The following is a 22,272-nucleotide window of genomic DNA, read 5'->3' on the forward strand; positions in this document are numbered from 1 at the left end:
CTCGCGGCCTTATTCGGCGCCTTCGTCCTCGCCCGTAGGCCCGACCATCAGCGCTTCGCCGACTTCCTCGGTCTTGCCCCGGATCGCCCTTTCGATCCGGTTGGCGATCTCGGGATTTTCCGTGAGATACTGCTTGGAGTTCTCGCGCCCCTGGCCGATGCGGATCGAGTCATAGCTGAACCACGCGCCCGACTTCTCGACCAGGCCGGCCTTGACGCCGAGGTCGAGGATCTCGCCGACCTTCGACACGCCCTGGCCGTACATGATGTCGAATTCGACCTGCTTGAACGGCGGCGCGACCTTGTTCTTGACCACCTTCACCCGGGTGGTGTTGCCGACGATATCGTCGCGGTCCTTGATCTGGCCCGTGCGGCGAATGTCGAGGCGGACCGAGGCGTAGAACTTCAGCGCATTGCCGCCCGTCGTCGTCTCCGGGTTGCCGTACATGACGCCGATCTTCATCCGTACCTGGTTGATGAAGATGACGGTGCAGCGCGAACGGCTGATCGATCCGGTCAGCTTGCGCAGCGCCTGGCTCATCAGGCGGGCCTGCAGGCCGACGTGGCTGTCGCCCATCTCGCCCTCGATTTCCGCCCGCGGCACCAGCGCAGCGACCGAATCGACCACCAGCACGTCGACGGCATTCGACCGCACCAGCGTGTCGACGATTTCCAGCGCCTGCTCGCCCGTATCCGGCTGCGATACGATCAGCTCGTCGATGTCGACGCCAAGCTTCTTCGCATACACCGGGTCGAGCGCATGTTCCGCGTCGACGAAGGCGGCGGTCCCACCAACCTTCTGCGCTTCGGCAATCGCGTGCAGCGCAAGCGTCGTCTTGCCAGAGCTTTCCGGCCCGTAAATCTCGATCACCCGGCCGCGCGGCAAGCCGCCCACGCCAAGGGCGATGTCGAGACCGAGCGAGCCGGTCGAGACCACTTCGATTTCCATTTTCTCGCGGCTGCCCAGCTTCATTGCCGAGCCCTTGCCGAATGCGCGGTCGATTTGCGCAAGCGCCGCCTCGAGCGCCTTTTGCCGATCCATGCTTGCTGATTCCAATCCGCTGCCGATGACCTTGAGCTGCGCTGCCATGACCCCTGTCTCCCGTCAACGAGCGGCCGAGCTCCGCTCCAATAAACAGCCACGTACTATGTTTGTTCTTCCGGAACAAGTAGGGAACGAAAGCCGCGAAAAAGTCCGCTGCGCCGCCGCCGGCATTAACCATTTTTTGTCAGGCGTCCGTCTATCCGCCCTCCGACAGGGAGGACAGCATGCACACGAACAGGATTCTTGATTGGGGCGAGCGGCTTTTCCTCGTCGCCTTGGCGGCAACCTTCCTGCAGGCGATCCTGCCGCGGGTGTTCGAGCATCCCTACGTCATTCTCCTGGCGATTTCGGAGTGCCTTCCCGTCGTCCTGATCCTGATCCGCAAGCCGGGCACGATGACCCGCGACCCGCTCGCCTGGCTCTTCGCCTTCCTCGGCACCGCCGCGCCCTTGCTGGTGCGTCCGGCCCCGGGCGGCTTCGCGATGATTCCCGAGCCGGTGGTCGCGGCGATGATGATGAGCGGCGTTGCCGTGAACATCCTGGCCAAGGTCGCTTTGTGGCGCAGCTTCGGCCTGGCGCCGGCGAACCGCGGGGTCCGCAGCGGCGGCCTGTACCGCCTCGTCCGGCACCCGATGTACCTCGGCTATTTCATCAGCCAGCTTGCCTTCCTGTTGGCCAATTTCACCGTCGGTAACATCGTCAAATATGCGCTGACCTGGTCGATGCAGCTGCTGCGCATCCGTGAAGAGGAAAAATTCCTTTCGGCCGACCCTGCCTATCGCGAGCTTCAGGGCCGCGTTCGCTATCGGGTGCTTCCGGGCCTGTATTGATCGTGCAGCCGGCGGCACACGCAGGAAAGGCCGGCCTCCGCCGCCGGTGGCTCGATCACGCGCTCGCCCTTGGCGAGGCTGACCCGGGCCCCTGCTTCGCCTGGCATAGTCGGGTGGCGTTCGTGCTCACCCTGCTGTCGTTCCTGACGCTGCTTGGCGGGGCCTATGTCTACAGCAAGGCCGCGCCGGGCGTGGACTTCACGAGCTTCTGGTCGGCCGGGCACCTGGCCGTCACCGGGCACCCGGCCCTGGCTTACGACCAGGCCGTCCATCGCGCGGTGCAGATGACGGTCGCGCACATGGGCGGCGCAATGCCCTTTCCCTACCCGCCGCCGTTCCTGCTGGTGGTGATGCCGATCGGCTTCCATCCTTTCTGGCTGGCCTATCTGGTCTGGGTCGCGGTCGGTGCGACGCTCTTCCTGCTGGCGACCCGGCGCTTGATGCCGGCAACCTACGCCTTGTCGCACCCGGCCGCCTTCATGAACGTCGTTGGCGGGCAGAACGGATTCCTGACCTGCTCGGTGTTCATTGCCGCCTTTGCCGCGCTCGAACGCCGCCCGTTGCTTGCCGGCGCGCTGTTCGGCCTGTTCGTCTGCAAGCCGCAGCTCGCCTGCCTGGTGCCGATTGCCTTTATCGCCGGCGGTCACTGGCGCGCCTTCTTCGCCGCGGCCGCCTCGGGGCTCCTGGTCCTGCTGCTCGGGCTCGCGCTGTTCGGCGTCGAATCCTACCGCGGCTTCTTCGCCATGAGCGCACATTTCGCCGGCCTGATCGAAAACAGCGCCTGGCGCTGGAACCAGCTCGCCAGCGTCTTCGCCTTCGCCCGCTTCTTCGGCATCGCTCAGGGACCGGCGTTCGTGGCGCAAGCGTTGGCGGCCATCGCCGCCATCGTGCTGACCTGGCGCGCATGGGCTTTGAAGCACGACCAGCGGGTCCCGATCCTTGCCGCATCGACCATGCTGATTTCGCCCTATTTGTTCACCTACGACACGCTGCTCCTGATCATCCCGCTGGCCGCCTTCCTGCAGCAGCGCCAGGCCGGGCGCTTTGTCGCTGTGTGGATGGGGTCGTTCCTGACGGTGCTGTGCTTCACCGGCGCCTTTGCGATGCCGATCCCGAACCTCACGCCCATCGCCGCGATTGCGAGCCTGTTTTGGCTTCACAATTGCGACCTTCGCTTGCTGCTCCCAAATAGGTCCAGGGTTTCGGCCGCCGCCTGATTATCGGCTCGGCACAGCCGCGATCCCGAACGTTGAGGGGTATCGCGTGATACGCTTCTGGAACAATGATGCGCGGGAGCGAATCGGAGGAAGGGTTGCGGTGATCGAGGAGGCGTTGAACGATGGGCGCTTCCTCACGCCCGCCGCCGACGGGGGGCGCCGGTGACCCTCTCCCCCGCCTGGCTGGACGAGCTTCGCGCCCGCACCGTGCTGTCCGCCATCATCCAGCCGTCGGTGAAGCTCACTCGCGCCGGGCGCGAGTGGAAGGCGTGCTGCCCGTTCCACAATGAAAAGACGCCCAGCTTCACGATCAACGACGAAAAGGGCTTCTACCATTGCTTCGGCTGCGGCGCGCACGGCGATGCGATCCGCTTCCTGACCGAAGCGCGGGGCCTTCCGTTCATGGACGCGGTCAAGGAACTTGCCGGCAAGGCGGGCATGGACGTCCCCGCCCCCGACCCGCGCGCCGCCGCCCAGGCCGAACGGACGTCATCGCTGACCGATGTCATGGCGGCCGTGCAGCGCTGGTTTGCCGAACAGCTCGGCGGAATCGACGGCGCCTCGGCGCGCGAATATCTCAAGGGGCGCGGCATCGACGCGGCGACCGTGGCCCGCTTCGGCATCGGCCTGGCGCCGGATAACCGAACCGCGCTCAAGCGCGCGCTGGCCGAGCTTGGCGAGGACCGGCTGGTCGAAACCGGGATGCTGGTCAAGCCCGACGAAGGCAAGGACACGTACGACCGCTTCCGCGGGCGGCTGATGATCCCGATCCGCGACCAGCGCGGGCGAGTCATCGCCTTCGGCGGGCGGATCCTGGGCGACGGCGAGCCCAAATATCTCAACTCCCCCGACACGCCGCTCTTCGACAAGGGCCGCACCCTCTACAATATCGACCGTGCCGGCCCGGCCAGCCGGCAAGCCAAGAGGCTGATCGTCGTCGAAGGCTATATGGACGTCATTGCCCTCGACCGCGCCGGCATCAGCGAAGTCGTCGCGCCCAACGGCACCGCGGTGACCGAAGCGCAGCTGGAGCGGATGTGGCGGCTCGATCCGGCGCCGATCCTCTGCTTCGATGGCGATGCGGCGGGCCGCAAGGCCGCGATCCGCGCCGCCGCCCGCGCCTTGCCCCACATCGGGCCCGACCGGACTTTGCGCTTCGTCGAGCTTCCCGCCGGGCAGGACCCGGACGACATCGTCCGCGCTGGCGGGCCGGAAGCGATGAATGCGCTCCTTGCCGAGCCCGAAGCGCTCGACCGCCGCTTGTTCCGGCACGAACGCGATGCCGCCGCGCTGACCACGCCCGAGGCCCGCGCCGGCCTTCGCCAGCGGCTGATCGAACATTCGCAATCCATCCAGCATCCCGACCTTCGCCGCCTCTACCGCGACCAGTGGATGGACGCTTTCCAGGCGGAGATGGACCAGGCCCGCCCGCCCCGCCGCCAGTGGCAGCCCGGGAGCGGCGGTGGGCCGCAGCGTCCGCGCGGAAGCTTCAAGAACGGGCGCTTCACTCCGCCTCCTTCCCCGCCCAGCGACACCGCGCGGCGCATCGCCAGCGGCGGAATCGACGCCTCGACCGCGCGCGCCTTGATCCTCGGCTTCATCAATTTTCCCGCCGCTTTGCCCGAACATTGCCAGCAGCTCGCCCACCTCGGCATCCGCGACCGCACCCTCTCCGCCCTTCGCGAACGGCTGGTCGAAGCGGCACTCTCCCGGCAAACGCTTGATCGGGAAGAGCTTGTCACCATATTGCAACACGCCGGACCGGCTTCGGGCCTTGCGCCCGCGGCCAATTCCGGCGGAATCGGCTTTTCCTTCACCCGTAGCGACGCCGAGCCCGAGCGGGCCGTGCGTGACCTGGGCGTCGCCATCGACGCCCTTGCCGCGGAGGAGGAGATCGGCGCCGCGCTTCTCGAAGCGACCGAGCGCCTGAAAGCCGGGGACGAAGATGCGTTCGACGAGCAGCGCCGGCTGCACGTCGCGCGTGAAGAAATCATGCAACGGCTGGCGTCTCTCGCCGGCACTGAGTAAGCGGCACCGCAACCATGGCCAAGAACGAAACACCCGAGACCGAGAGCGAAGACGGCGATGCGCCGCTGATCGACCTCAACGATGCGTCCATCAAGAAGGTGATGGCCCGCGCCGAAAAGCGCGGCACCATCACGATCGACGAGATCAACGCCGCCATCCCCGCCGACCAGAACGAGCTGATTGAGGACATCATGTCGCGCTTGTCCGAGCGCGGCGTCACCGTCGTCGAGAATGCCGAGGAATCGGACGACGAGGAGGACAGCAAGGAAGCGGAGCCCGAGGACGAGGTCGATCCGCTCGACGACGGCGGCCCCCGCCCGGCCGCTGCGACCAAGAAGGAAGCGGTCGACCGCACCGACGACCCGGTGCGCATGTACCTGCGCGAAATGGGCGCGGTCGAACTGCTCTCCCGCGAAGGCGAAATCGCCATCGCCAAGCGCATCGAGGCCGGCCGCGACACGATGATCTGGGGCCTTTGCGAAAGCCCGATGACCTTCAACGCGATCATCCACTGGTCGAACCTGCTCGACGAAGGGCAGATGCAGCTGCGCGAAATCCTCGACCTTGAGGCGATGCTGTCGAAGGGCCCGACGCCCGAGCAGATCAACGCCGACGAGGAAGGCGAAGGCGCCGATGGCGAAATCAGCGAGAAGAACGCCGGCCCGACCATCAAGGAAGACGAGGAGCCCGAGGAGGCCCCCGCCGAAGCCGATGACGAGGACGAGCTCAACGAGCGCCGCGCCAAGCCCGAATCCACCGACGACGACGATGACGAGAACGCCCTCTCGCTCGCCCAGATGGAAGAGCAGCTCAAGCCCCAGGCGCTCGAGAAGTTCGCCACCATCGCCGGCCTGTTCAAGAAGTTCGGCAAGCTCCAGTCGGCCCGCCTCGACGCGCTCGCCGCCGGCACCGAATTCCCGGCCTCGGACGAGAAGAAGTATCAGAAGCTTCGCGAGCAGCTCACCGCCGAGGTCGAAAGCGTGCAGTTTCACGCCGCCAAGATCGAATATCTCGTCGACCAGCTGTATGCCTACAACCGCCGCCTGACCGCGCTTGGCGGGCAGATGCTGCGCCTGGCAGAGCGCCACCGCGTGCCGCGCAAGGCGTTCCTCGAAAGCTACATGGGCTCCGAGCTCGACGATGGCTGGATGGATCGCGCCGCCAAGATCGACAAGAAGTTCGCCGCCTTCGCCGCCGCGGAAGGCGACACGGTCGAGCGAATCCGCGTCGAAATGGGCGAGATCGCGCAGGCCGTCGGCACTTCGCTCCCCGAATACCGCCGCATCGTCAACCAGGTGCAAAAGGCGGAGCGCGAGGCGCGAATCGCGAAAAAGGAAATGGTCGAGGCCAACCTTCGCCTCGTCATCTCCATCGCCAAGAAATACACCAACCGCGGGCTGCAATTCCTGGACCTCATCCAGGAAGGCAACATCGGGCTGATGAAGGCGGTCGACAAGTTCGAATACCGCCGCGGTTACAAGTTCAGCACTTACGCCACCTGGTGGATCCGCCAGGCGATCACCCGCTCGATCGCCGACCAGGCGCGGACCATCCGCATCCCCGTCCACATGATCGAAACGATCAACAAGCTGGTCCGCACCGGGCGGCAGTTCCTGCACGAAACCGGCCGCGAAGCGACGCCCGAGGAGCTTGCCGAGCGCCTCAGCATGCCGCTCGAGAAGGTCCGCAAGGTGATGAAGATCGCCAAGGAACCGATCAGCCTCGAAACTCCGATCGGCGACGAGGAAGACAGCCACCTCGGCGACTTCATCGAGGACAAGAACGCCGTCATCCCCGTCGATGCCGCGATCCAGGCCAACCTCAAGGAAACCGTCACCCGAGTGCTGGCGTCCCTGACCCCGCGCGAGGAACGCGTGCTGCGCATGCGGTTCGGCATCGGCATGAATACCGATCACACGCTTGAGGAAGTCGGGCAGCAGTTCTCCGTGACGCGCGAGCGCATCCGGCAGATCGAGGCGAAGGCGCTTAGGAAGCTGAAGCATCCGAGCCGGTCACGGAAGATGCGCAGCTTCCTCGACCAGTGAGGCAGCCCTAGTGTCACTTGGCGCTGACTTGGCAGAAATTGAACGGCGACGACCTTCGCCACCTGCCGAGTTATTCAAGTACGTCGTCAGCGACAGGATCGATGTTTTAGAAAACGCGCTCATACGTTTTTCGCCTCCGCTGAATACCAATGACATCTTTGAAGTACGACAGACTTTCGATCTTATTATGGGACCGAAGATGCAGCTGCTTTTTGAAGAAGCGGCTGCAGAAGCGGACGTTGACGGGGGCATCAGTGACGCGCTTCGTGAATCCCCATTATCCGCGCTGAATGTCGATCAGGCCAAGCAAATGATGTCGGCAGTTACAGGCGCCAACGTTGAGCACCTGATGCGACGTCTTTTAGGCGATTTCATCGCTCAAATGCCTGCTCAGATGAACGCGCCTGAGAATATAGACCGACTTATTGATCGAGTGGCGGGGAAACAACTTCTACTGTCGTTGAGCGAAAAATCAGACAGCTCCCCAATGTGGGCGCATTACGCTGGAAACTCGTCAGGGTTCGTCATTGCGTTTGACACCAGCTCGGATTTTTTTCGGCGGGGAGAAAATTACGAACTGCAGGGTCTTCATAAGGTCGCGTACTTCGACGGAAGAGTGCCTGAAATTATGGATAATCCGTATGGAGCTTTAATCTCCAAACAGGCCGATTGGAGCTATGAAAGGGAATGGCGGCTATACGCTAAGGTTGAAGATGCGTCAGTGATCACCAAAGTACAGCACGAGCAAATTCACCTAGTCCCATTTCCCCACGCTGCCGTGAGGCGAGTGATACTTGGTAGTCGCGCATCCGACGAGTTAAAGTGCAGTATTAAGTCGCTGATCGAAAGAGGCTATCCAGGAGTTCATCTGACACGAGCGACGCCCGACCGACGCTCTGCAACTCTCATCGAACTGCCTGTCGAAGATTAGCACTCAAATTCAGCGGCGCTTGTTCACGGGCTGTTCCAGTCCTATAAGGCTCCTGATGAAATGCGAGATCGAGTTCCTTGCAGTTGGCGACGCTAGCTGCGCTGGTGATGCAATTATCGTCCGGTACGGGGACGAGCGACTGTGGGAGCTCATGCTAGTGGATGGCGGCCATGCCGCTACCGGCGAGAAGATTGTCGGTCACCTCAAGACATACTTCGGTGCCGATGTGACGCTCGAACACGTAGTACTGACGCATTCAGACGGAGATCATGCATCAGGCTTACGGAAGGTGCTGGAGGAAGTGCACGTTAGAAACGTGTGGCTGCACATTCCGTGGTTTTCAGCAGATCCGACCCTTTTCGACTCGGCTTGGTCAGCAGAAGGCCTCCAAAAAGCCATTCAGAGAGAATATGACATTATATCGGAGATCGTTGACCTCGCACATTCGCAGGGTTCAGTTCTGCACTACCCATTCACCGGCGCGTTGATTGGACCATTCTTCGTCTGTTCACCAACCCTGTACGCTTACCAGAACCTGCTTCCGCAGTTCGACAAAACGCCTGACCCGAATGAAGCTGTGATCCGGGCGAGAAACATGTGGCTTGGGAAAGAGTCTCTCGCCCAACGGATATTTGGCGCAGCGCGCACATCGGTAGCAGGCTGGACCGCAGAAGACTGGCTCGATGAGCGCCTTCAAGACGGAGGGTTAACCAGCGCGAGCAATGAAAGCAGCGTCGTGCTCTACGGCCGGTTCGATCAAGGCAACGTCTTGTTGACTGGTGACGCCGGCATCAACGCGCTTACTTGGTCTGCCAACTACCTTGAATCTCAGCAATTACCTTTACGACAATTCAGCTTTGTTCAGGTTCCTCACCACGGGAGTCGTCGCAACGTTGGGCCGACGATCCTCAATCGAGTTTTGGGGCCGATAGCAGAACCTGGCAGCGTACCTCACTTTTCTGCATTCGTGTCCGCTCCAGCTGACGACGCTAAGCACCCGCGTCGAATAGTAACGAATGCCTTCCGACGTCGGGGCGCGAGAGTTATAGCCACCCAAGGGCAGGATAAAATACACTACGGCGGCTTCGGTAAGCGGGCCGGTTATGTCGATGTGACACCTCTGCCATTTTTCGACATCGTTGAGGAGTACGACTAGTCACACGGTTAGCTATCAGTAGGGCGGTCGATGGGAGGCACGCGTGGACAAGCTGATCGACAAGATCGATTCATATAACATTTTCAATTACTTCGTTCCAGGAGCGGTAGTTTTCGAGTTCGTAAGGGCGTTCCTTGGCAGTGCGGAGTCGACGGACATCCTATCTCGTTTGCTGCTTTACTACCTCACGGGCCTAACAGTTAGCCGACTAGGTTCGCTAGTTCTGGAGCCGCTTTTCAAGATGCTTAAGCTTGTGACGCATTCGGACTACACTTCCTACGTTCTGGCCTGCGAACGCGACAAGAAAATTGAGCTATTTGTTGAGATCGCCAACATGTACCGAACAATCTATGTCGGGGCTTTAGTGTGTTTGGTGATAACGTTCGTTCTGAGTCCTCCTCCGTATTTTGTGGAGAACTTAATCAGCATCAGGATTGCTCTTGGGCTGCTAGCGATATTGTTCTTTTTATCGTATCGAAAACAGTCTGGGTACGTGAACAAAAGAGTTATAGTTTGCTCAAGGCCTGAAACGACGGTTTCAAGTGCTTGAACTCGCCATGTCGTCACGGGAGTAAATCCCGTGACGTCGAAGCTGTCACCCTACGGGCGCAGCCCGGCCGGCACCCGATGGCTCTTCGCCAGGGCACAGCTCTCTTCGTCGGTGCGCTCCCCTACCCCCGCGCCTTCCGCGTCACCGTGACGTTGAGCACGCAAATGTCGACAAAGGTGAAGTCGAGCGCGCCGAGGTCGGGCGGGGTTTTGTACCAGGCCCACAGGTTCGACCCGGTTACCAGTTGGCACAGTGCGGTGAGCTTGATTTCCGGATTGTCCTTGCCCGGCTCGTCGGGGATGCCGACGCTAACGCCGCGCCACGGTCCGAAGCCCGTTCCCGCTTCGTAGCAGATCCGCAGGGTATAGATCGCCGACAATCCGGGGGCGACGTTTGCCGTCAGTTCCGTCGGCGCCGTGCGGATCACCTCGCGATAACAGTGCGGGTCGAGGTTCTGCAGCGTTACTTCCGGCGCCGGCTGGAGAAGCAGGCCGGCCAGCAGGATCGCCGTCTTCACCGCCCGGCTCCCTCGATCGCCGCGGTCGGTGCGTCGCCGATCACCGCCATGCCGAGCACGCAGATGTTCATCGACGGGGTCGTGTAGGTTGCCGGCGGCGCTGGCGGAGTCAGCCACATCAACATCTTCGTGCCGCTGACCAGCTTGCAATCGGCGGCGATCAAAGTGTCCGGGTTGTCCTTGCCCGGCTCGTCGGGAATGCCGACGCGCACCGCCCGCAGCGGTTTATAATCGGCATAGCAGATGCGCAGGGTATAGATCGTCGTCGGGTCGGCCGGCATCTGGCCGGTCAGCTGCACCGGCGTCGGATGGGCGATCGTTCGATAGCAATTGGGCTTGAGCGTCGTCGGCAATTCCATCGTCACCGGCTGGGCCGCCAGAGCCATCAGCAACACTGCCTTCATTGATCGCTCCCCCTGCCCCGAGCAATCGCAAGCTAGCGCAGCCGTCATGGGAGTAAATCCCGTGACGTCGAAGCTGTCGGTCGCTTCGCGCCCGCAGCCCGGCCGGCATGCAGCGTCTCTCAGCTAAGCTGGCGCTTAGCTTCGGCGCTTTATGCTGTCCTACACCCCCCCTTTTATGGCTTATCCTGTTGGATGCAGACCAAAGACAAGCCAGCCGCCGCCCGCGCGGAGCAGGGCCCGCCCGAGCCGCCGTTCGATTTCTTCAACCCCCACTACAATCCTGAAAAGGCCGCCGCCGGCGACCCCTTCCCGTTCGACACCGCGCAGTACGGGCTGGTCGATCCGGATCCCGATCGCGTCGTCGATTTCACGCCCGTCCCGCGCCTGCGCAAGCGCAGGAACGGCTGGGACGAGCAGACGCAGCGCCTGTTCATCCTTGCCCTCTCCGAATGCGGTTGCGTGTCCCATGCGGCGCGGGTGGTTGGGCGCACGCCCAGCACCGCTTACCGGCTGCTGGAGGCGGACGGGGCGGAGAGCTTCGCCAAGGCGTGGGACAATGCCATCGCGCTCGGCATCGACCGGCTGCGTGCCGACGCGATGGATCGCGCGATTCGCGGCGCCTGGGTGCCGGTGGTCCGCCGCGGGCGGCTGGTGCGGTTCGAACATCGCCGCAACGACCGGCTCGCCATCGGGCTGCTGTCCGGCCGCGACCACTCGATCGCGGAGCGGCGCGAGCAGGCCGCCACGCGCCGCCTCTACCGGATCAAGCTCAAGGAACGCGCCCGCTACGAAGCCAAGCTGAAGGCGCATCGGGAGGCGATCTGGGCCCAGCACCAGGCGATCCTCGACCGGATCGAGCATGAAAAAGCCAACCCGCCCCCGCGCCCAATGCCCCGCATCCGGCGGCTCTAAAGTCACGAAAATGCAGCACAACCGCGTGACTTTAGTGACCTTAAGCGACCGCGCAGAAGCGCAGCTTCTGTCGAAGAGATCGCGCAAGCCGGCCGACGACCGGCAAAGCCGCGTCGATCGACGTCACGGGCCGCCCCGTGACGGCCAAGCCACCGACCACAAGCGAACGCTTCGAAGAAGCGAAGCTTGTGCGAAGAGTTGGCGAGTATCGGCCGGCCTGCGCGAAGCGACAGGACCGACGTCACGGAATTCACTTCCGTGACGGCCCCTCAACCCCGCTCGAACCCTCAGCCCGGCGGGTCGCCCATCGCGGCGCGCACCGCCTTGGTGGCGATGCCCTTCTCGACCCGCTCGAGCACGCTTGCTCGCGCCGACCAGCTCGCCGCGCTGGTTTCCAACCGGGTGCGCTGGTTGGCGTTGATCATCGCCGCCGATGCCAGCAGGTCGGCTTCCGCCCGCGCCCGGCACGCCAGGGCGGTGTCGCGCTTGACGCCGATGTTCCGCGCCGACGCGGCGGGCAGGTTGATGTCGAAAGCCCCGTTCACGCGACGATCTCCACGGTGCGGATCGCCACGACCAGGCCGGGGTCGGGCCGGTCGGCCGCGGGCGCCGGGTTCCTGGCCGCGCGGATCTGTGCGGCATAGCCTTCCGCCAGCGCCAGATGCGCCGCCCGGCCCGGCTCGCTCCCGGCCTTTCCAGCCATGTGGAGCGCGATCTGGTGACGGTGATACAGGTGATTGAGGTCCATGGGTGCGCTCCGTCGGCTGCAAGCGGGAGCACAAGTCGGGTCTCTCTGTCGCGCCTTGGCTCGTGGCAGTCGGCGCGATGGGCTTGGCTTAGCACGCCGGGGCGCGGGCGCCTAACCATTCCCGTCTCACGCAATACCGTTGCGCAGCCGAAACGCTTGGCACCAGGTCGCTTGCCCGGCGTTGGGAAAGCCAAAGTAGTTGAAAGAGTTATATACGATGGACCAGTCGCTCTTGGTGTCCATCGGCTTGCTTGACCGGAATGACGCGCGGCTGTTGAACCCGTCATTCGAACAAATCTGGCCTCTCGAAGAGACGCCATGTTTTGACGGCTTACTCCGGAAGATCGACCAGGCCGATCGGCAGTCGAAAGAACAACCCCGCGCCCTTCATTAGGGCGTTGGGGATTAAGGCGGGCGCAGACGACCCACCTTGACGGGCGCTACAATTGTAGTACGAATCGTGCCCAGCCAAGGAGGATTGTCATGCGCTGGATCGTCCCACTGCTCATCGTCGCAACGCCCGCCGCCGCCCTTTATGCCGCGTCCAACGATGGCATGAGTTATGTCCTCCTGACCGGCAAGAACGGCACCAGCAGCGTCCAGCTGAACGGCTCGTGGAACGATGCCGAGCGGGCCAAGGCCTTCCGCTCCGGCGACGGGCCTTTGCTCTACGTGCGCGACGGCGGGAAGGCCTATGTCATTCGCGACGCCGACATCCTTCGCCGCGTCGAAGCGATCATGCAGCCGCAGCAGGCGCTCGGTGCTCGCCAGGGCGCGCTTGGCGCGCAGCAGGGTGCGCTCGGCGGCCGCCAGGGCGCGCTGGGTGCGGAGCAAGGGCGCATCGGCGCAATGATGGCCGGCGCGGACGCTTCGCGCGCGAACCTGCTCGGCAAGCAGATGGCGGCGCTCGGCCAGAAGCAGGCTGCGCTCGGGCAGCAGCAGGCGGCGCTTGGGCGCCAGCAGGCCGAGCTCGGCCGTGAGCAGGCGCGCCTCGCCGATCAGGTCAAGCCGCAGGTGCGCGCCCTGGTGACCGAGGCGATCCGCCGCGGCGTCGCCAAGCGGGTCGACTAGACCGCAGGCACTCAAAGGCAGGGCAGGGTTGGGGGACTCGGGGGATGCTCGACGAACTGCTTGGTAGCGTCGCCATCGCCGCCATCCTCATCGGTGCGGGGCTGGTCGCCGGGGTCGCCGACCGCCGCAACTTCGACTTCAAGTGGCTGCTGGTCGCGGCCGCCTTGTTCCTGGTCAACGATGTCGCGCTGACGCGCGGACTATGGCTGATCCCGGCCGTCCCCGGCCTCGACGAGACATGGAATTGGTCGGGCAAGTTCCTTGCGCTTGCGGTGACGCTGGCGATCGCTGCCTTGCCAATCTTCGGGTGGCGACGGATCGGCCTGACCTGGAAGCAGGAGCAGCTGCGCGGGGCCCTCCTCGTCTTTGCAGCGCTGGTCGCCGTCTATTCGACCATGGCCTGGTTCATGGGTGAAGGCGGCGGCAATCGCGAAGCCATCCTCTACCAGCTGACCATGCCAGGGCTGGAGGAAGAGATTTTCTTCCGCGGCCTGTTCCTTGTCGCCTTGAACCGCGCCTTCGCCGGCCATGTCCGGATCGGCGGCGCGGCGATCGGCTGGGCGCTGCCGCTCAATGCGCTGGTCTTCGGGCTGGTCCACGGGCTCGGCGTCCAGCAGGGCGTCTGGAGCTTCGACGCGATGAGCTTTGCCTTGCCCTTCCTGGGCGCCATTCCCGCCGTCTGGCTGCGCGAAAAAACCGGCAGCCTGGTCCTGCCGATCATCCTGCACAATTTCGTCAACACTGCGTTCGTGCTGCTCCCGCTATAGGCTGAGCCGCATGTGCAATCTCTACACCCAGGCCAAGTCGGTCGACGAAGTGGCCAAAATCTTTCGCGACCTGCAGGTGCCGATCGCCTTCCCCGAAGGCGCCCCGAACCTTGCGCCGCGCGATATCGCAATCACCGACCCCGCCCCGATCGTCCGTTCGGCGGCGGGCGTGCAGGAGATGGTCGTTCGCCGATGGAGCTGGCCGGGGCCAGGCGGCAGGCCGGTCTACAACTTTCGATCCGACGGCCGCCAGTTTCCGTCCGGGCGCTGCCTGATCGTCGCCGACGGATTCTACGAATTCACCGCGCCGGCCGACCCCAGGCAAAAGCGCAAGGACCGCTGGCTGTTCACTGCCGCCGCAGACGGCGTCCTGGGCGGGACCACGGGGTTGCTGGGCATCGCCGGGCTGGTCCGCACCCAGCCGGACGTGGAGGAAGCGTTCACGATGTTGACCGCAGAGCCGGGTCCCGACGTCGCGCCTTACCATGCGCGGCAAGTCTGCGTCTTACCGCCGGATTGCTGGCAGCGCTGGCTCGACCCGCAAGTCCCGGCGAGCGAGCTGCTGACGCCCCTCCCCGCCGGCAGCCTGTTGGTCAGGCCGGCGGTTCGAAGCTAAGCGGCCAGGTCGCCGCGCTTCTGGTCCGATCCCGGAACCGGTTCGGCCGGATCGTTGCCCAGCTTCACCACGCGGTTGCCTTCATCGACGTGAACGACGACCGGCTGGTAAGATCGGGCTTCCTCTTCCTCCATCATCGCGTAGCTCATGATGATGACCATATCGCCGGCGTGAATCAGGTGCGCGGCAGCGCCGTTGATTCCGATGAGGCGGCTGCCCCGTTCGGCCGGGATGCAATAGGTTTCGATCCGGGCGCCGTTCGTGATGTCCACGATCGCGACCTGCTCGCCTTCAATCAGGTTGGCGGCGTCGAGGAGGTCGGCGTCGATCGTGACCGACCCGACATAATGCAGGTCGGCCTGCGTCACCGTCGCGCGGTGGATCTTCGACTTCATCATGATCCGCATCACGGCAGAAACGTCCTTCTAGAAGCGCCCCAGGGCGGCGCGCCCTCTAGCATATGTGTGGGGCAAGGCCAGCCGCGACAAGGTTCGCAGGCTTTGCTAGCAAAGGCGAATGACTGACACGATCTTCATCGGCGCCGAGAGCGGCGGAGCGAACCGGCAGGACCTGCAATTGTCGAGAGCGAACCGCCACGGGCTGGTCGCCGGCGCAACCGGAACCGGGAAGACGGTGACTTTGCAGGGGCTAGTCGAAGGGTTCGCCGACGCCGGCGTCCCGACCTTCGTTGCCGACGTGAAAGGCGACCTCGCCGGGTTGGCGATGCCCGCCTCCGCGGATGCCAGGACCGACGCGCCGTTCCGCCAGCGGAGCACGGACATCGGTTACCGCGAATGGCAGTATCGTGGCTATCCGGTGCAATTCTGGGACCTGTTCGGCCAGCAAGGCCACCCGGTCCGCACCACCGTCAGCGAGATGGGGCCACTGCTCTTGTCCAGGCTGATGAGCCTGAACGAGGTCCAGGAAGGCGTCCTGACCATCGTCTTCCAGGTCGCCGACAAGGACGGGCTGCTCCTCCTCGACCTCGACGACCTGCAATCGATGCTGGTCGAGGTCGGCCAGCGCGCCGACGAACTGACGCTGCAATATGGCAATGTGTCGAAGCAGTCGGTCGGCGCCATCCAGCGGTCGTTGCTGCAGCTGCGCGCCCAGGGCGCGGAGCATTTCTTCGGCGAGCCGGCGCTCGACCTGACCGACCTGTTGAGCCTCGACGACCAGGGCCACGGGACGGTCAACGTGCTCGCCGCCGACCGGCTGATGCAAAGCCCGCGCCTCTATTCGACCTTCCTGCTCTGGCTGCTGTCGGAGCTGTTCGAGACGCTCCCCGAGGTCGGCGACTTGCCGAAGCCGAAGCTCGTCTTCTTCTTCGACGAGGCGCATTTGCTGTTCGAGGACGCGCCGCCGGCGCTGCAGGACAAGATCGAGCAGGTCGTCCGGCTGATCCGGTCGAAGGGGGTCGGCGTCTATTTCATCACCCAGAACCCGATCGACATTCCGGACAAGGTCGCGGGGCAGCTGGGCAACCGCGTTCAGCACAAGCTCAACGCCTTTACGCCCCGCGACCAGAAAGCGGTGCAGGCCGCGGCCGAGACGTTCCGGCCCAATCCCGGCATCGACGTCGCTTCGGCAATCACCGAGTTGAAGATCGGCGAAGCGCTGGTTTCGCTGCTCCAACCCGACGGATCGCCCTCCCCGGTCCAGCGCGTGCTGATCAAGCCGCCGGCATCCCGGGTCGGGCCCTTGTCGGCCCAGGAACGCGCGATCCTGGTCGGAAGCGATGCCATCGGCACCAAATACGACCAGGTCAGCGACCGGGAATCGGCTGAAGAGCTGCTCGCGGCGCGGGCCAGCGAAGCGGCGCAGGCCGCCGCGGCCGCCAAGCAGGAGGCGGACGCTCAAAAAGCCGCCGCGGCCCAAGCCAAGATGGACGCGGCCCAGGCCAAGGCCGACGCCGCTGCACGCCGCGAAGCGGAGCGCGTCGAGGCGCGCGCTGCCCGCGAGGCGGCCAAGCCGACGATGGCGGACAAGATGATGCAGTCAGCCGGACGGGCAGTGGCCAGCTCGGTCGGCCGCCAGATCGCCAACCAGTTGTTGCGCGGGCTCCTGGGTGGACTGCGCCGCGGGCGGTAACCCTTGAAACACTTGGCGCGGATTCCCAATATTTGCGTAGCAAACGCGAACTAATCGCTGCTGCGAGCGGGTCGGTTCGCGCTAACCCACTGAAAAACAGAGATACCAAGGTTCTGGCACGGCGCTTGCTTATTGTTTGACGATAGGCAGCCACCGGCCCCGCCAGAGGAGTTTGACATGCAAGACGCCAGCGAGATCCAGCCCGAGCAACCTGCGGTTGACGAGCGCAACGTGGCGCTGCCGATGCGCAACGACACGATGCTTGGCATCTGCCAGGGCCTGGGCGAAGATTTGGGCATCCACCCGAACCTGTTGCGGGTGATGTTCGGCGCGATCGTCTTTTTCGACGTCAAGCTGGCGGTGATCGCTTACCTGACGGTCGGCGTTTTCGTCGCTGCCTCGCGCTATTTCTTTCCGAAGCCGAAAACGACGGCGATCGAAGACCATGCCGCGCTCGCCGATGCGGCCAACAGCGAGGTCGAATATCAAGTCGCGGCCTAAGCCGGTTACCGAACAGCCTCACCAAAAACCTAAGCCGGCATAAACCTCGTCTTTACGCCCTGCGCCTACAAACCCTGCATTAGGCCGACCCGTTCTGGGGCCTGGCAGGGGAGTTTCGAATGGCGATCAATCGGTTCGTCGACCGTCAAGCGGTTAGCGCTGCCGAGGCTCACCTTGCGCGCGTTGCCGGCGAAGGCAGCGCGAAGCATCGCTACGTCCACTCCCTCGTCGAAGCGTCCGGCCCGAGCGCCGCACGGGACATTGCCGATTGCGTCCACCTGCTGTGCAAGATTCACGGCAGCCATCCGGGCCTCGTCGAGCTCGCCTTGTCGCTGGCCTCGTCCGGCGCGTCACAGCGGTGGCTCGAGCGGGCCTCCGACGCGTTCGAGCGCGAACGCCTGTACTTGGTCCGCCTAACGTCGGCCGTCGGCCCGATCCCGAGCACTCCCGGTGCGGCGGAGACGGAATCGACGCTGGTGGCGCAACGCCACGCCCTGGAAATCCTTGCCCGGTCCGAACGCCGCGGTTGCGCGCTTGGCGCCGCGACCGCGCTGGTCAGCGACTGGTGGCCCATTCGCCGCCTGCTCGACCGCGCCGCCGCGCGCATCGGCATCGAATGCCCAGCGCCATCGCTGCCGGACGAAGCTTCGGTGCTGGAAGTGATCGACAGCGCCTGCGACGATCCATCGAGCGAGCGCGCCCTGGCCTTCGGCGGCGAGCAATTGCTGCTGCAGCACCGCGGGCTCTTCGACCTATTGGAAGCAAGGGCGTCCGCGCGCGACCGCTGGTAATTGCGCGCGGCCCACGGCCGACTTTCGAATCGATAGCTAGTGCCCCAAGATCGCCAGCGCTAAGGGTGCGGCGGTGGCGACTTCGTACGAACAGCGGCAAGCGCAAATGGAAAGCTGGTACGACCAGCTGCTGAACCGCGACGACCGCGAGGCGGTCTTACTGGAAGATTACGCGCCATATGCCACCGAGCTTCGCGAGCTGAACGGGCACATCGTCGACATCGGCGGCGGCGCCGGCGTTTCCGCCCGCTTCCTCGACCCGGCAGTTGACCTCGTCGTCGTCGAGCCGGCTGCATCCTGGCAGACCCCGGAATGGATGGCATTTGGCGAGAAATTTCGACGGTCCGGGCCAGTCCCCCAATTCGTCCATGCGCCGGGCGAGGCCCTGCCGTTTGCCGATGGCGAGTTCGACGCGGCCCTGTCCTTCTGGACGCTCAACCATGTGGCCGACATCGGCCGCTGCGTCGACGAGATGGCGCGCGTGCTTCGCCCCGGCGGCGTTGCGTTCCTGGTGATCGACGACATTGAGCCGAGCTGGCTCGACCTCGCCCGGGAAGCTTTTCCGCGGGTCGTCGCCCGCTTGCGCAACGGCACTTACGAGGCGCGGATCCTGAAACCATTGCGCGGCGCGCTGCGCGAAAAGTGGCGCGGCGACTGGCGCATCCAGCCCGACCATCTGCGCATCGAAGAAAGTCGCCTGCTCGACATGCTGGCGAAGCAGTTCAGGCTTGAACGGCGGCAGTGGGTCGCCGGGTCGCTCAAGTACCGACTGACCCGGACCTAGGCGACGCCCTTTTATTCGTCGCGGTAGGCGAGCTCGAAATTGCCCCAGCGCCGCCCCTTGAAGTGAAGCGGCACGAACACGTTCTTCACCGGAATGAAGCGGTCGCCAAGCTCCATGCGGTACGTCGCAAGCGTTGCCGGGCTTTCGCTGGCGAGCGCGTTGCGCGTGGTGTCGTCGATGAGGATCCGGCGGTTGCGGCAGTTCGCGTCGTTCCAGACCGGGTCACCGGCGCGCTGCGGCAGGCTGCGTTCCGACAGGTGCGTCGGCAGATAGCCGTTCATGTCGCCGATGGCCGAGCCGATGATCCGGTTGTCCTGGCCCTTGGTGCGGTCGAGGATCGGGCGGACGTACTGGTCGGCGGCATCGTTGAAGCCGGCCGAATATTGCACCGGGTTGCTTCCTTCGATCAACTTGTAGTCGCGGTCGAACACCTGATCGACGGTGACTTCGCCATCATCGATCGCGCGCTCGATGGCGATCATGATTTGCCGGGCGGCGTCCTGCGCCTTGAGGATGAACGGCGTGTCGTCGATCTCGGCGCCGGAATTGGCCAGCGTGTCGAGCATCGTGTTCGACAGCAGCTCGAGATGGCCCAACCGCTTCTCCGCGTTCAGCAGCTGCTGCCCGTTCTCGCGCGCATCGGCGGAAAATTCGGTCAGGCCAGCCTTCACGCGGTCGACGCTGGTCTGGATCATGCTGGTCGAATGCGCGATGCCCTCGGTCTGCCGGTCGACCATGCCGACGATCTCGGAGACTTCGCGCACCGTGTCGCTGATCTGGCCGAAGCCGGACTGGGCGGCGCGGCTGCGCTCGACGCCGGTCTTGATCTCGGTAGTAACGGCGCCGGCTTCGCGGGTGAGTTCGCCGATGGTCGATGCGATCTGGCTGGTGGCGGCGCGGGTGTCGTGAGCGAGCTTTTTCACTTCGGCGGCAACGACCGCGAAGCTTCGGCCGGCGTCACCGGCGCGGGCGGCCTCGATGGTCGCATTGAGCGCCAGCATGTTGGTCTTGCGGGCGATCACTTCGATGGTCGAGGAGACCATCTGCACCTGGTTCATCGCCGAGGCGAAGCCGGCCATGCGCTCACCGAGCTGGACGACCAGTTCGGTCAGGCCCTTGAACCCGTCGATCGTACCCTCGATGGCCTCGCGGCCGGCGTCGAGCTTCGCCTTCGCCTGTTCCGACAGCAAGCGCGCCTCGTCGGTGGAATCGGACACGCGTGCCTGGTCGGCGGTGAGGCGGTTGGTCACTTCCTCAAGCTGGTCGAGCATCTTCAAATGCTCGCTGATGCGGTCGGAGACGTCCTTTACGTAACCGGCAACGTCGCTGCATTCCATCGACAGCGAACCGCAGTCGCGGGCAACGGCCCGGATTGCGTCTTCGGTGACTTGTTCGATCCCCTGAGTGGCCATGAAAGCCCCGCTCCCCGCTAAACTGTTGGGAGGGTGATTAGGGGCAAGTCCCTACGGCTTGGTTAACCAATCCCGTCAGTAGAGCAGGAAAGGACGGCGCGCGTCTTCCCACGCCTGCTCGTCCGCGCTTGCGGCCGCACCGAGGTCGCCGGGCTCAGCGGTGTCGATATCGACCCATTCGCGCAGCAAGGGCGAGCCGTTGATGACGTCGATTGGAAGCTTCCCGAAGGCATATTCGTAAGGGAAGTCGCGCCACAATTCATAGTCTGGGTAGAGCCGGCGAATGGCCTTGAAGACGAGCGCCTGCAGCCGCCAGGGCCGAAAGCGCTGATGGTCGTAGAAAGCGCCTTCGGCATGGATGTGGACGCCGTGGCAAAGCTGGCCGACATGCTTGTGGAAGGTCGGCTCGAAACTGGTTTCGCGAAGGACGCAGCCGTCGAGCCAGTGCGGGGCCATGATCCGCATTTCCTCGATCAACCGCCGCGGTTCGATATCGGGAGCGCCGAACAGCTCGAGCGGCCGGGTGGTCCCCCTGCCCTCGCTCAGCGTCGCGCCTTCAAGCATCACCGTCCCGGCGTAGCAGCGCGCCATGTTGAGGTTGGCGGCGTTGGGGCTTGGATTGATCCAGATGCGGTCTTCCGGCCAGCCGAAGCCCGGCTCGGAATCGGGCGACCATCCTTCCATTTCGATCACGCGATAATCGACGTCGAGCTTGAACTGGTCGATGAACCAGTGGCCAAGCTCGCCGAGGGTGAGGCCGTGCCGCATCGGCATCGGGCCGGCGCCGACGAAGCTTTCCCATCCTTCGCGCAGGGTCAGGCCCTCGACCGGGCGGCCTGCGGGATTGGGCCGGTCCAGCACCCACACCGATTTCCCATGCTGGGCGGCAGCTTCGAGGATGTAGAGCAAGGTCGTGATGAAGGTGTAGATCCGGCAGCCGAGGTCCTGCAGGTCAATGAGGATGACGTCGAACGTCTGCATCGACGGACCGGTCGGCCGGCGCACCTCGCCATAGAGGCTGAACACCGGGATGCGATGGACCGGATCGGTGAAGTCCTCTGACTCGACCATATTGTCCTGCTTGTCGCCGCGCAGTCCGTGTTGCGGGCCGAACGCGGCGGTCAGGTTCACGCCCGCGGCGGCAAGCGCGTCGAGGCTGTGCATGAGGTCGCGGGTGACGGAGGCGGGATGCGCGAGCAAGGCCACGCGCTTGCCCTCCAGCGGGCGGCGCAATTCCGGGTCGGCAAGCAGCCGGTCGATTCCGAACAAGGTCATGGCCGCTGTCTAGGCGAGCTTTGCCGTGAAGCAATCGGGATGGTGGAAATCGGGCTTCTCCTTGGGTTGAGCGAGCGCCCAATAGGACTTCGTGCCATCCTTTTCCTCAAGCACCGCCGACAGGCCGAGTTGCCATTGCGCACCGGCATCCGTCGCGATGGTTGCGCCGAGGGCGAACCAGGTGAAATTATCTTCGAGCCGGATGTACGGCGCGGCGCCGATGTCCGCTTCCGACATGCCCTCGCGGTAGCCGGTGAAATCGTAAGCGGCCCAATCGCCCGACGGAGCGAAATTCCATTCGCGATAGGCGTCCGATCCGGGCTGCTGGAGAAAGGCCTCGAAACAGGTGGTTTGCCACAGCCCGTCCCGCCGCGACGGTTCCGCCGAATGCGGGAGAAGAAAGCGCTCGGCCGGTGCGCCGATGCCGAACCAGATGTTGGTTGTCGCCATCGCACCGAACGCTGCGGCATGATCGACCGTCGCCCACAGCTTGATCGGACTCGACGGCGGCGTTGCCGGATGGTGGGACAGTTCCAGGTGCACGCCGGCAAAGGTATCGCGCTTTCGCACCTGTGACGAGTT

At 64.2% G+C, this 22,272-nt stretch carries 24 protein-coding genes; 15 read left to right on the forward strand and 9 right to left on the reverse strand.

The window, feature by feature from the left end; translation table 11 throughout:
- Positions 1-9: 9 nt before the first annotated feature.
- The gene (gene recA / locus G7078_RS07760) at positions 10-1,089 is read right to left on the reverse strand and encodes a recombinase RecA (RefSeq protein WP_166094702.1); all 1,080 of its coding nucleotides are present in this window, start codon (positions 1,087-1,089) and stop codon (positions 10-12) included.
- Positions 1,090-1,268: 179 nt separating this feature from the next.
- On the opposite strand from recA, the gene G7078_RS07765 reads away from it, so the two are divergent.
- From G7078_RS07765 to G7078_RS07795, 7 genes are all read left to right on the forward strand, one after another.
- Positions 1,269-1,874, forward strand: coding sequence for a methyltransferase family protein (locus G7078_RS07765; protein ID WP_166094705.1), 606 nt, complete (start codon positions 1,269-1,271; stop codon positions 1,872-1,874).
- Positions 1,875-1,876: 2 nt separating this feature from the next.
- On the forward strand, positions 1,877-3,091 hold the full coding sequence (locus G7078_RS07770) for a glycosyltransferase family 87 protein (RefSeq protein WP_246166542.1): 1,215 nt from the start codon (positions 1,877-1,879) through the stop codon (positions 3,089-3,091).
- 162 nt (positions 3,092-3,253) lie between these two features.
- On the forward strand, positions 3,254-5,119 hold the full coding sequence (gene dnaG / locus G7078_RS07775) for a DNA primase (protein ID WP_166094709.1): 1,866 nt from the start codon (positions 3,254-3,256) through the stop codon (positions 5,117-5,119).
- Between the two features lie 14 nt (positions 5,120-5,133).
- Positions 5,134-7,164 (forward strand): RNA polymerase sigma factor RpoD, encoded by a 2,031-nt coding sequence (gene rpoD / locus G7078_RS07780; RefSeq protein ID WP_166094711.1) that lies wholly within the window; start codon positions 5,134-5,136, stop codon positions 7,162-7,164.
- A 28-nt stretch (positions 7,165-7,192) separates the two neighbouring features.
- A complete protein-coding gene (locus tag G7078_RS07785) occupies positions 7,193-8,095 on the forward strand; it encodes a DUF2971 domain-containing protein (protein WP_166094714.1) in 903 nt (300 codons plus the stop codon).
- Positions 8,096-8,150: 55 nt separating this feature from the next.
- Entirely contained in the window at positions 8,151-9,251 is a 1,101-nt protein-coding gene (locus G7078_RS07790) for an MBL fold metallo-hydrolase (protein ID WP_166094716.1), read from the forward strand.
- 43 nt (positions 9,252-9,294) lie between these two features.
- Positions 9,295-9,801: a phosphohistidine phosphatase gene (locus G7078_RS07795; protein WP_166094718.1), complete on the forward strand. Its 507-nt coding sequence runs from the start codon at positions 9,295-9,297 to the stop codon at positions 9,799-9,801.
- Positions 9,802-9,922: 121 nt separating this feature from the next.
- Here the strand turns inward: G7078_RS07795 and G7078_RS07800 are convergent, their stop codons facing one another.
- Together G7078_RS07800 and G7078_RS07805 are read right to left on the reverse strand one after the other, a co-directional pair.
- Positions 9,923-10,318 carry a hypothetical protein gene (locus tag G7078_RS07800; RefSeq protein WP_166094720.1) on the reverse strand — a complete coding sequence of 132 codons (396 nt, stop codon included), beginning with the start codon at positions 10,316-10,318 and terminating at the stop codon, positions 9,923-9,925.
- Complete coding sequence (locus G7078_RS07805) at positions 10,315-10,722, reverse strand: hypothetical protein (RefSeq protein WP_166094723.1); 408 nt, start codon at positions 10,720-10,722, stop codon at positions 10,315-10,317. The genes G7078_RS07800 and G7078_RS07805 overlap by 4 nt, the downstream gene beginning before the upstream one ends.
- A gap of 192 nt (positions 10,723-10,914) precedes the next feature.
- On the opposite strand from G7078_RS07805, the gene G7078_RS07810 reads away from it, so the two are divergent.
- On the forward strand, positions 10,915-11,634 hold the full coding sequence (locus G7078_RS07810; RefSeq protein WP_166094725.1) for a hypothetical protein: 720 nt from the start codon (positions 10,915-10,917) through the stop codon (positions 11,632-11,634).
- Between the two features lie 287 nt (positions 11,635-11,921).
- Here the strand turns inward: G7078_RS07810 and G7078_RS07815 are convergent, their stop codons facing one another.
- Entirely contained in the window at positions 11,922-12,179 is a 258-nt protein-coding gene (locus G7078_RS07815; RefSeq protein WP_166094727.1) for a hypothetical protein, read from the reverse strand.
- A complete protein-coding gene (locus tag G7078_RS07820) occupies positions 12,176-12,382 on the reverse strand; it encodes a hypothetical protein (protein WP_166091715.1) in 207 nt (68 codons plus the stop codon). Before G7078_RS07820 ends, G7078_RS07815 begins: the two co-directional genes overlap by 4 nt.
- A 483-nt stretch (positions 12,383-12,865) precedes the next feature.
- On the opposite strand from G7078_RS07820, the gene G7078_RS07825 reads away from it, so the two are divergent.
- Genes G7078_RS07825 through G7078_RS07835 form a run of 3 tightly spaced genes read left to right on the forward strand, consistent with a single transcriptional unit; the run spans position 12,866 to position 14,836 of the window.
- Entirely contained in the window at positions 12,866-13,453 is a 588-nt protein-coding gene (locus G7078_RS07825; RefSeq protein ID WP_166094729.1) for a hypothetical protein, read from the forward strand.
- 44 nt (positions 13,454-13,497) lie between these two features.
- Positions 13,498-14,220: a CPBP family intramembrane glutamic endopeptidase, BDIM_20840 family gene (locus G7078_RS07830; protein ID WP_166094731.1), complete on the forward strand. Its 723-nt coding sequence runs from the start codon at positions 13,498-13,500 to the stop codon at positions 14,218-14,220.
- A gap of 10 nt (positions 14,221-14,230) precedes the next feature.
- Positions 14,231-14,836, forward strand: a complete 606-nt coding sequence (locus G7078_RS07835; RefSeq protein ID WP_166094733.1) for an SOS response-associated peptidase — start codon at positions 14,231-14,233, stop codon at positions 14,834-14,836.
- Here the strand turns inward: G7078_RS07835 and panD are convergent.
- On the reverse strand, positions 14,833-15,243 hold the full coding sequence (gene panD / locus G7078_RS07840; RefSeq protein ID WP_246166544.1) for an aspartate 1-decarboxylase: 411 nt from the start codon (positions 15,241-15,243) through the stop codon (positions 14,833-14,835). The genes G7078_RS07835 and panD overlap by 4 nt on opposite strands.
- A gap of 109 nt (positions 15,244-15,352) precedes the next feature.
- Between panD and G7078_RS07845 the strand changes: the two genes are divergently transcribed.
- The 4 genes from G7078_RS07845 (at position 15,353) to G7078_RS07860 (ending at position 19,003) form a co-directional block, all read left to right on the forward strand.
- Positions 15,353-16,927 (forward strand): helicase HerA-like domain-containing protein, encoded by a 1,575-nt coding sequence (locus G7078_RS07845; protein ID WP_166094737.1) that lies wholly within the window; start codon positions 15,353-15,355, stop codon positions 16,925-16,927.
- A gap of 177 nt (positions 16,928-17,104) precedes the next feature.
- Entirely contained in the window at positions 17,105-17,428 is a 324-nt protein-coding gene (locus tag G7078_RS07850) for a PspC domain-containing protein (RefSeq protein WP_166094739.1), read from the forward strand.
- A 119-nt stretch (positions 17,429-17,547) separates the two neighbouring features.
- The gene (locus G7078_RS07855; protein ID WP_246166311.1) at positions 17,548-18,219 is read left to right on the forward strand and encodes a DUF6975 family protein; all 672 of its coding nucleotides are present in this window, start codon (positions 17,548-17,550) and stop codon (positions 18,217-18,219) included.
- A gap of 73 nt (positions 18,220-18,292) precedes the next feature.
- Positions 18,293-19,003 (forward strand): class I SAM-dependent methyltransferase, encoded by a 711-nt coding sequence (locus G7078_RS07860; RefSeq protein WP_166094741.1) that lies wholly within the window; start codon positions 18,293-18,295, stop codon positions 19,001-19,003.
- 11 nt (positions 19,004-19,014) lie between these two features.
- Here G7078_RS07860 and G7078_RS07865 read toward each other — a convergent pair whose 3' ends face one another.
- From G7078_RS07865 to G7078_RS07875, 3 genes are all read right to left on the reverse strand, one after another.
- A complete protein-coding gene (locus tag G7078_RS07865) occupies positions 19,015-20,415 on the reverse strand; it encodes a methyl-accepting chemotaxis protein (RefSeq protein ID WP_166094743.1) in 1,401 nt (466 codons plus the stop codon).
- A 75-nt stretch (positions 20,416-20,490) separates the two neighbouring features.
- The gene (locus G7078_RS07870; RefSeq protein WP_166094746.1) at positions 20,491-21,690 is read right to left on the reverse strand and encodes an exo-beta-N-acetylmuramidase NamZ family protein; all 1,200 of its coding nucleotides are present in this window, start codon (positions 21,688-21,690) and stop codon (positions 20,491-20,493) included.
- A 9-nt stretch (positions 21,691-21,699) separates the two neighbouring features.
- Entirely contained in the window at positions 21,700-22,260 is a 561-nt protein-coding gene (locus G7078_RS07875; RefSeq protein WP_166094748.1) for a DOMON-like domain-containing protein, read from the reverse strand.
- Between the last annotated feature and the right edge of the window lie 12 nt (positions 22,261-22,272).

Origin of the sequence: Sphingomonas sinipercae, assembly GCF_011302055.1 — a bacterium.
In the GTDB taxonomy this organism is placed as follows: Bacteria; Pseudomonadota; Alphaproteobacteria; order Sphingomonadales; family Sphingomonadaceae; genus Sphingomicrobium; species Sphingomicrobium sinipercae.

What these genes read in the sequence shown, in the direction of transcription:
- G7078_RS07850 (WP_166094739.1), top strand. Translation starts at nt 17,105, where the DNA reads ATGCAAGACGCCAGCGAGATCCAGCCCGAGCAACCTGCGGTTGACGAG.
- G7078_RS07790 (WP_166094716.1), top strand. Translation starts at nt 8,151, where the DNA reads ATGAAATGCGAGATCGAGTTCCTTGCAGTTGGCGACGCTAGCTGCGCT.
- recA (WP_166094702.1), bottom strand. Translation starts at nt 1,089, where the DNA reads ATGGCAGCGCAGCTCAAGGTCATCGGCAGCGGATTGGAATCAGCAAGC.
- G7078_RS07820 (WP_166091715.1), bottom strand. Translation starts at nt 12,382, where the DNA reads ATGGACCTCAATCACCTGTATCACCGTCACCAGATCGCGCTCCACATG.
- G7078_RS07835 (WP_166094733.1), top strand. Translation starts at nt 14,231, where the DNA reads ATGTGCAATCTCTACACCCAGGCCAAGTCGGTCGACGAAGTGGCCAAA.
- G7078_RS07825 (WP_166094729.1), top strand. Translation starts at nt 12,866, where the DNA reads ATGCGCTGGATCGTCCCACTGCTCATCGTCGCAACGCCCGCCGCCGCC.
- rpoD (WP_166094711.1), top strand. Translation starts at nt 5,134, where the DNA reads ATGGCCAAGAACGAAACACCCGAGACCGAGAGCGAAGACGGCGATGCG.
- G7078_RS07830 (WP_166094731.1), top strand. Translation starts at nt 13,498, where the DNA reads ATGCTCGACGAACTGCTTGGTAGCGTCGCCATCGCCGCCATCCTCATC.
- G7078_RS07865 (WP_166094743.1), bottom strand. Translation starts at nt 20,415, where the DNA reads ATGGCCACTCAGGGGATCGAACAAGTCACCGAAGACGCAATCCGGGCC.
- panD (WP_246166544.1), bottom strand. Translation starts at nt 15,243, where the DNA reads ATGCGGATCATGATGAAGTCGAAGATCCACCGCGCGACGGTGACGCAG.
- G7078_RS07845 (WP_166094737.1), top strand. Translation starts at nt 15,353, where the DNA reads ATGACTGACACGATCTTCATCGGCGCCGAGAGCGGCGGAGCGAACCGG.
- G7078_RS07870 (WP_166094746.1), bottom strand. Translation starts at nt 21,690, where the DNA reads ATGACCTTGTTCGGAATCGACCGGCTGCTTGCCGACCCGGAATTGCGC.
- G7078_RS07810 (WP_166094725.1), top strand. Translation starts at nt 10,915, where the DNA reads ATGCAGACCAAAGACAAGCCAGCCGCCGCCCGCGCGGAGCAGGGCCCG.
- G7078_RS07765 (WP_166094705.1), top strand. Translation starts at nt 1,269, where the DNA reads ATGCACACGAACAGGATTCTTGATTGGGGCGAGCGGCTTTTCCTCGTC.
- G7078_RS07855 (WP_246166311.1), top strand. Translation starts at nt 17,548, where the DNA reads ATGGCGATCAATCGGTTCGTCGACCGTCAAGCGGTTAGCGCTGCCGAG.
- G7078_RS07805 (WP_166094723.1), bottom strand. Translation starts at nt 10,722, where the DNA reads ATGAAGGCAGTGTTGCTGATGGCTCTGGCGGCCCAGCCGGTGACGATG.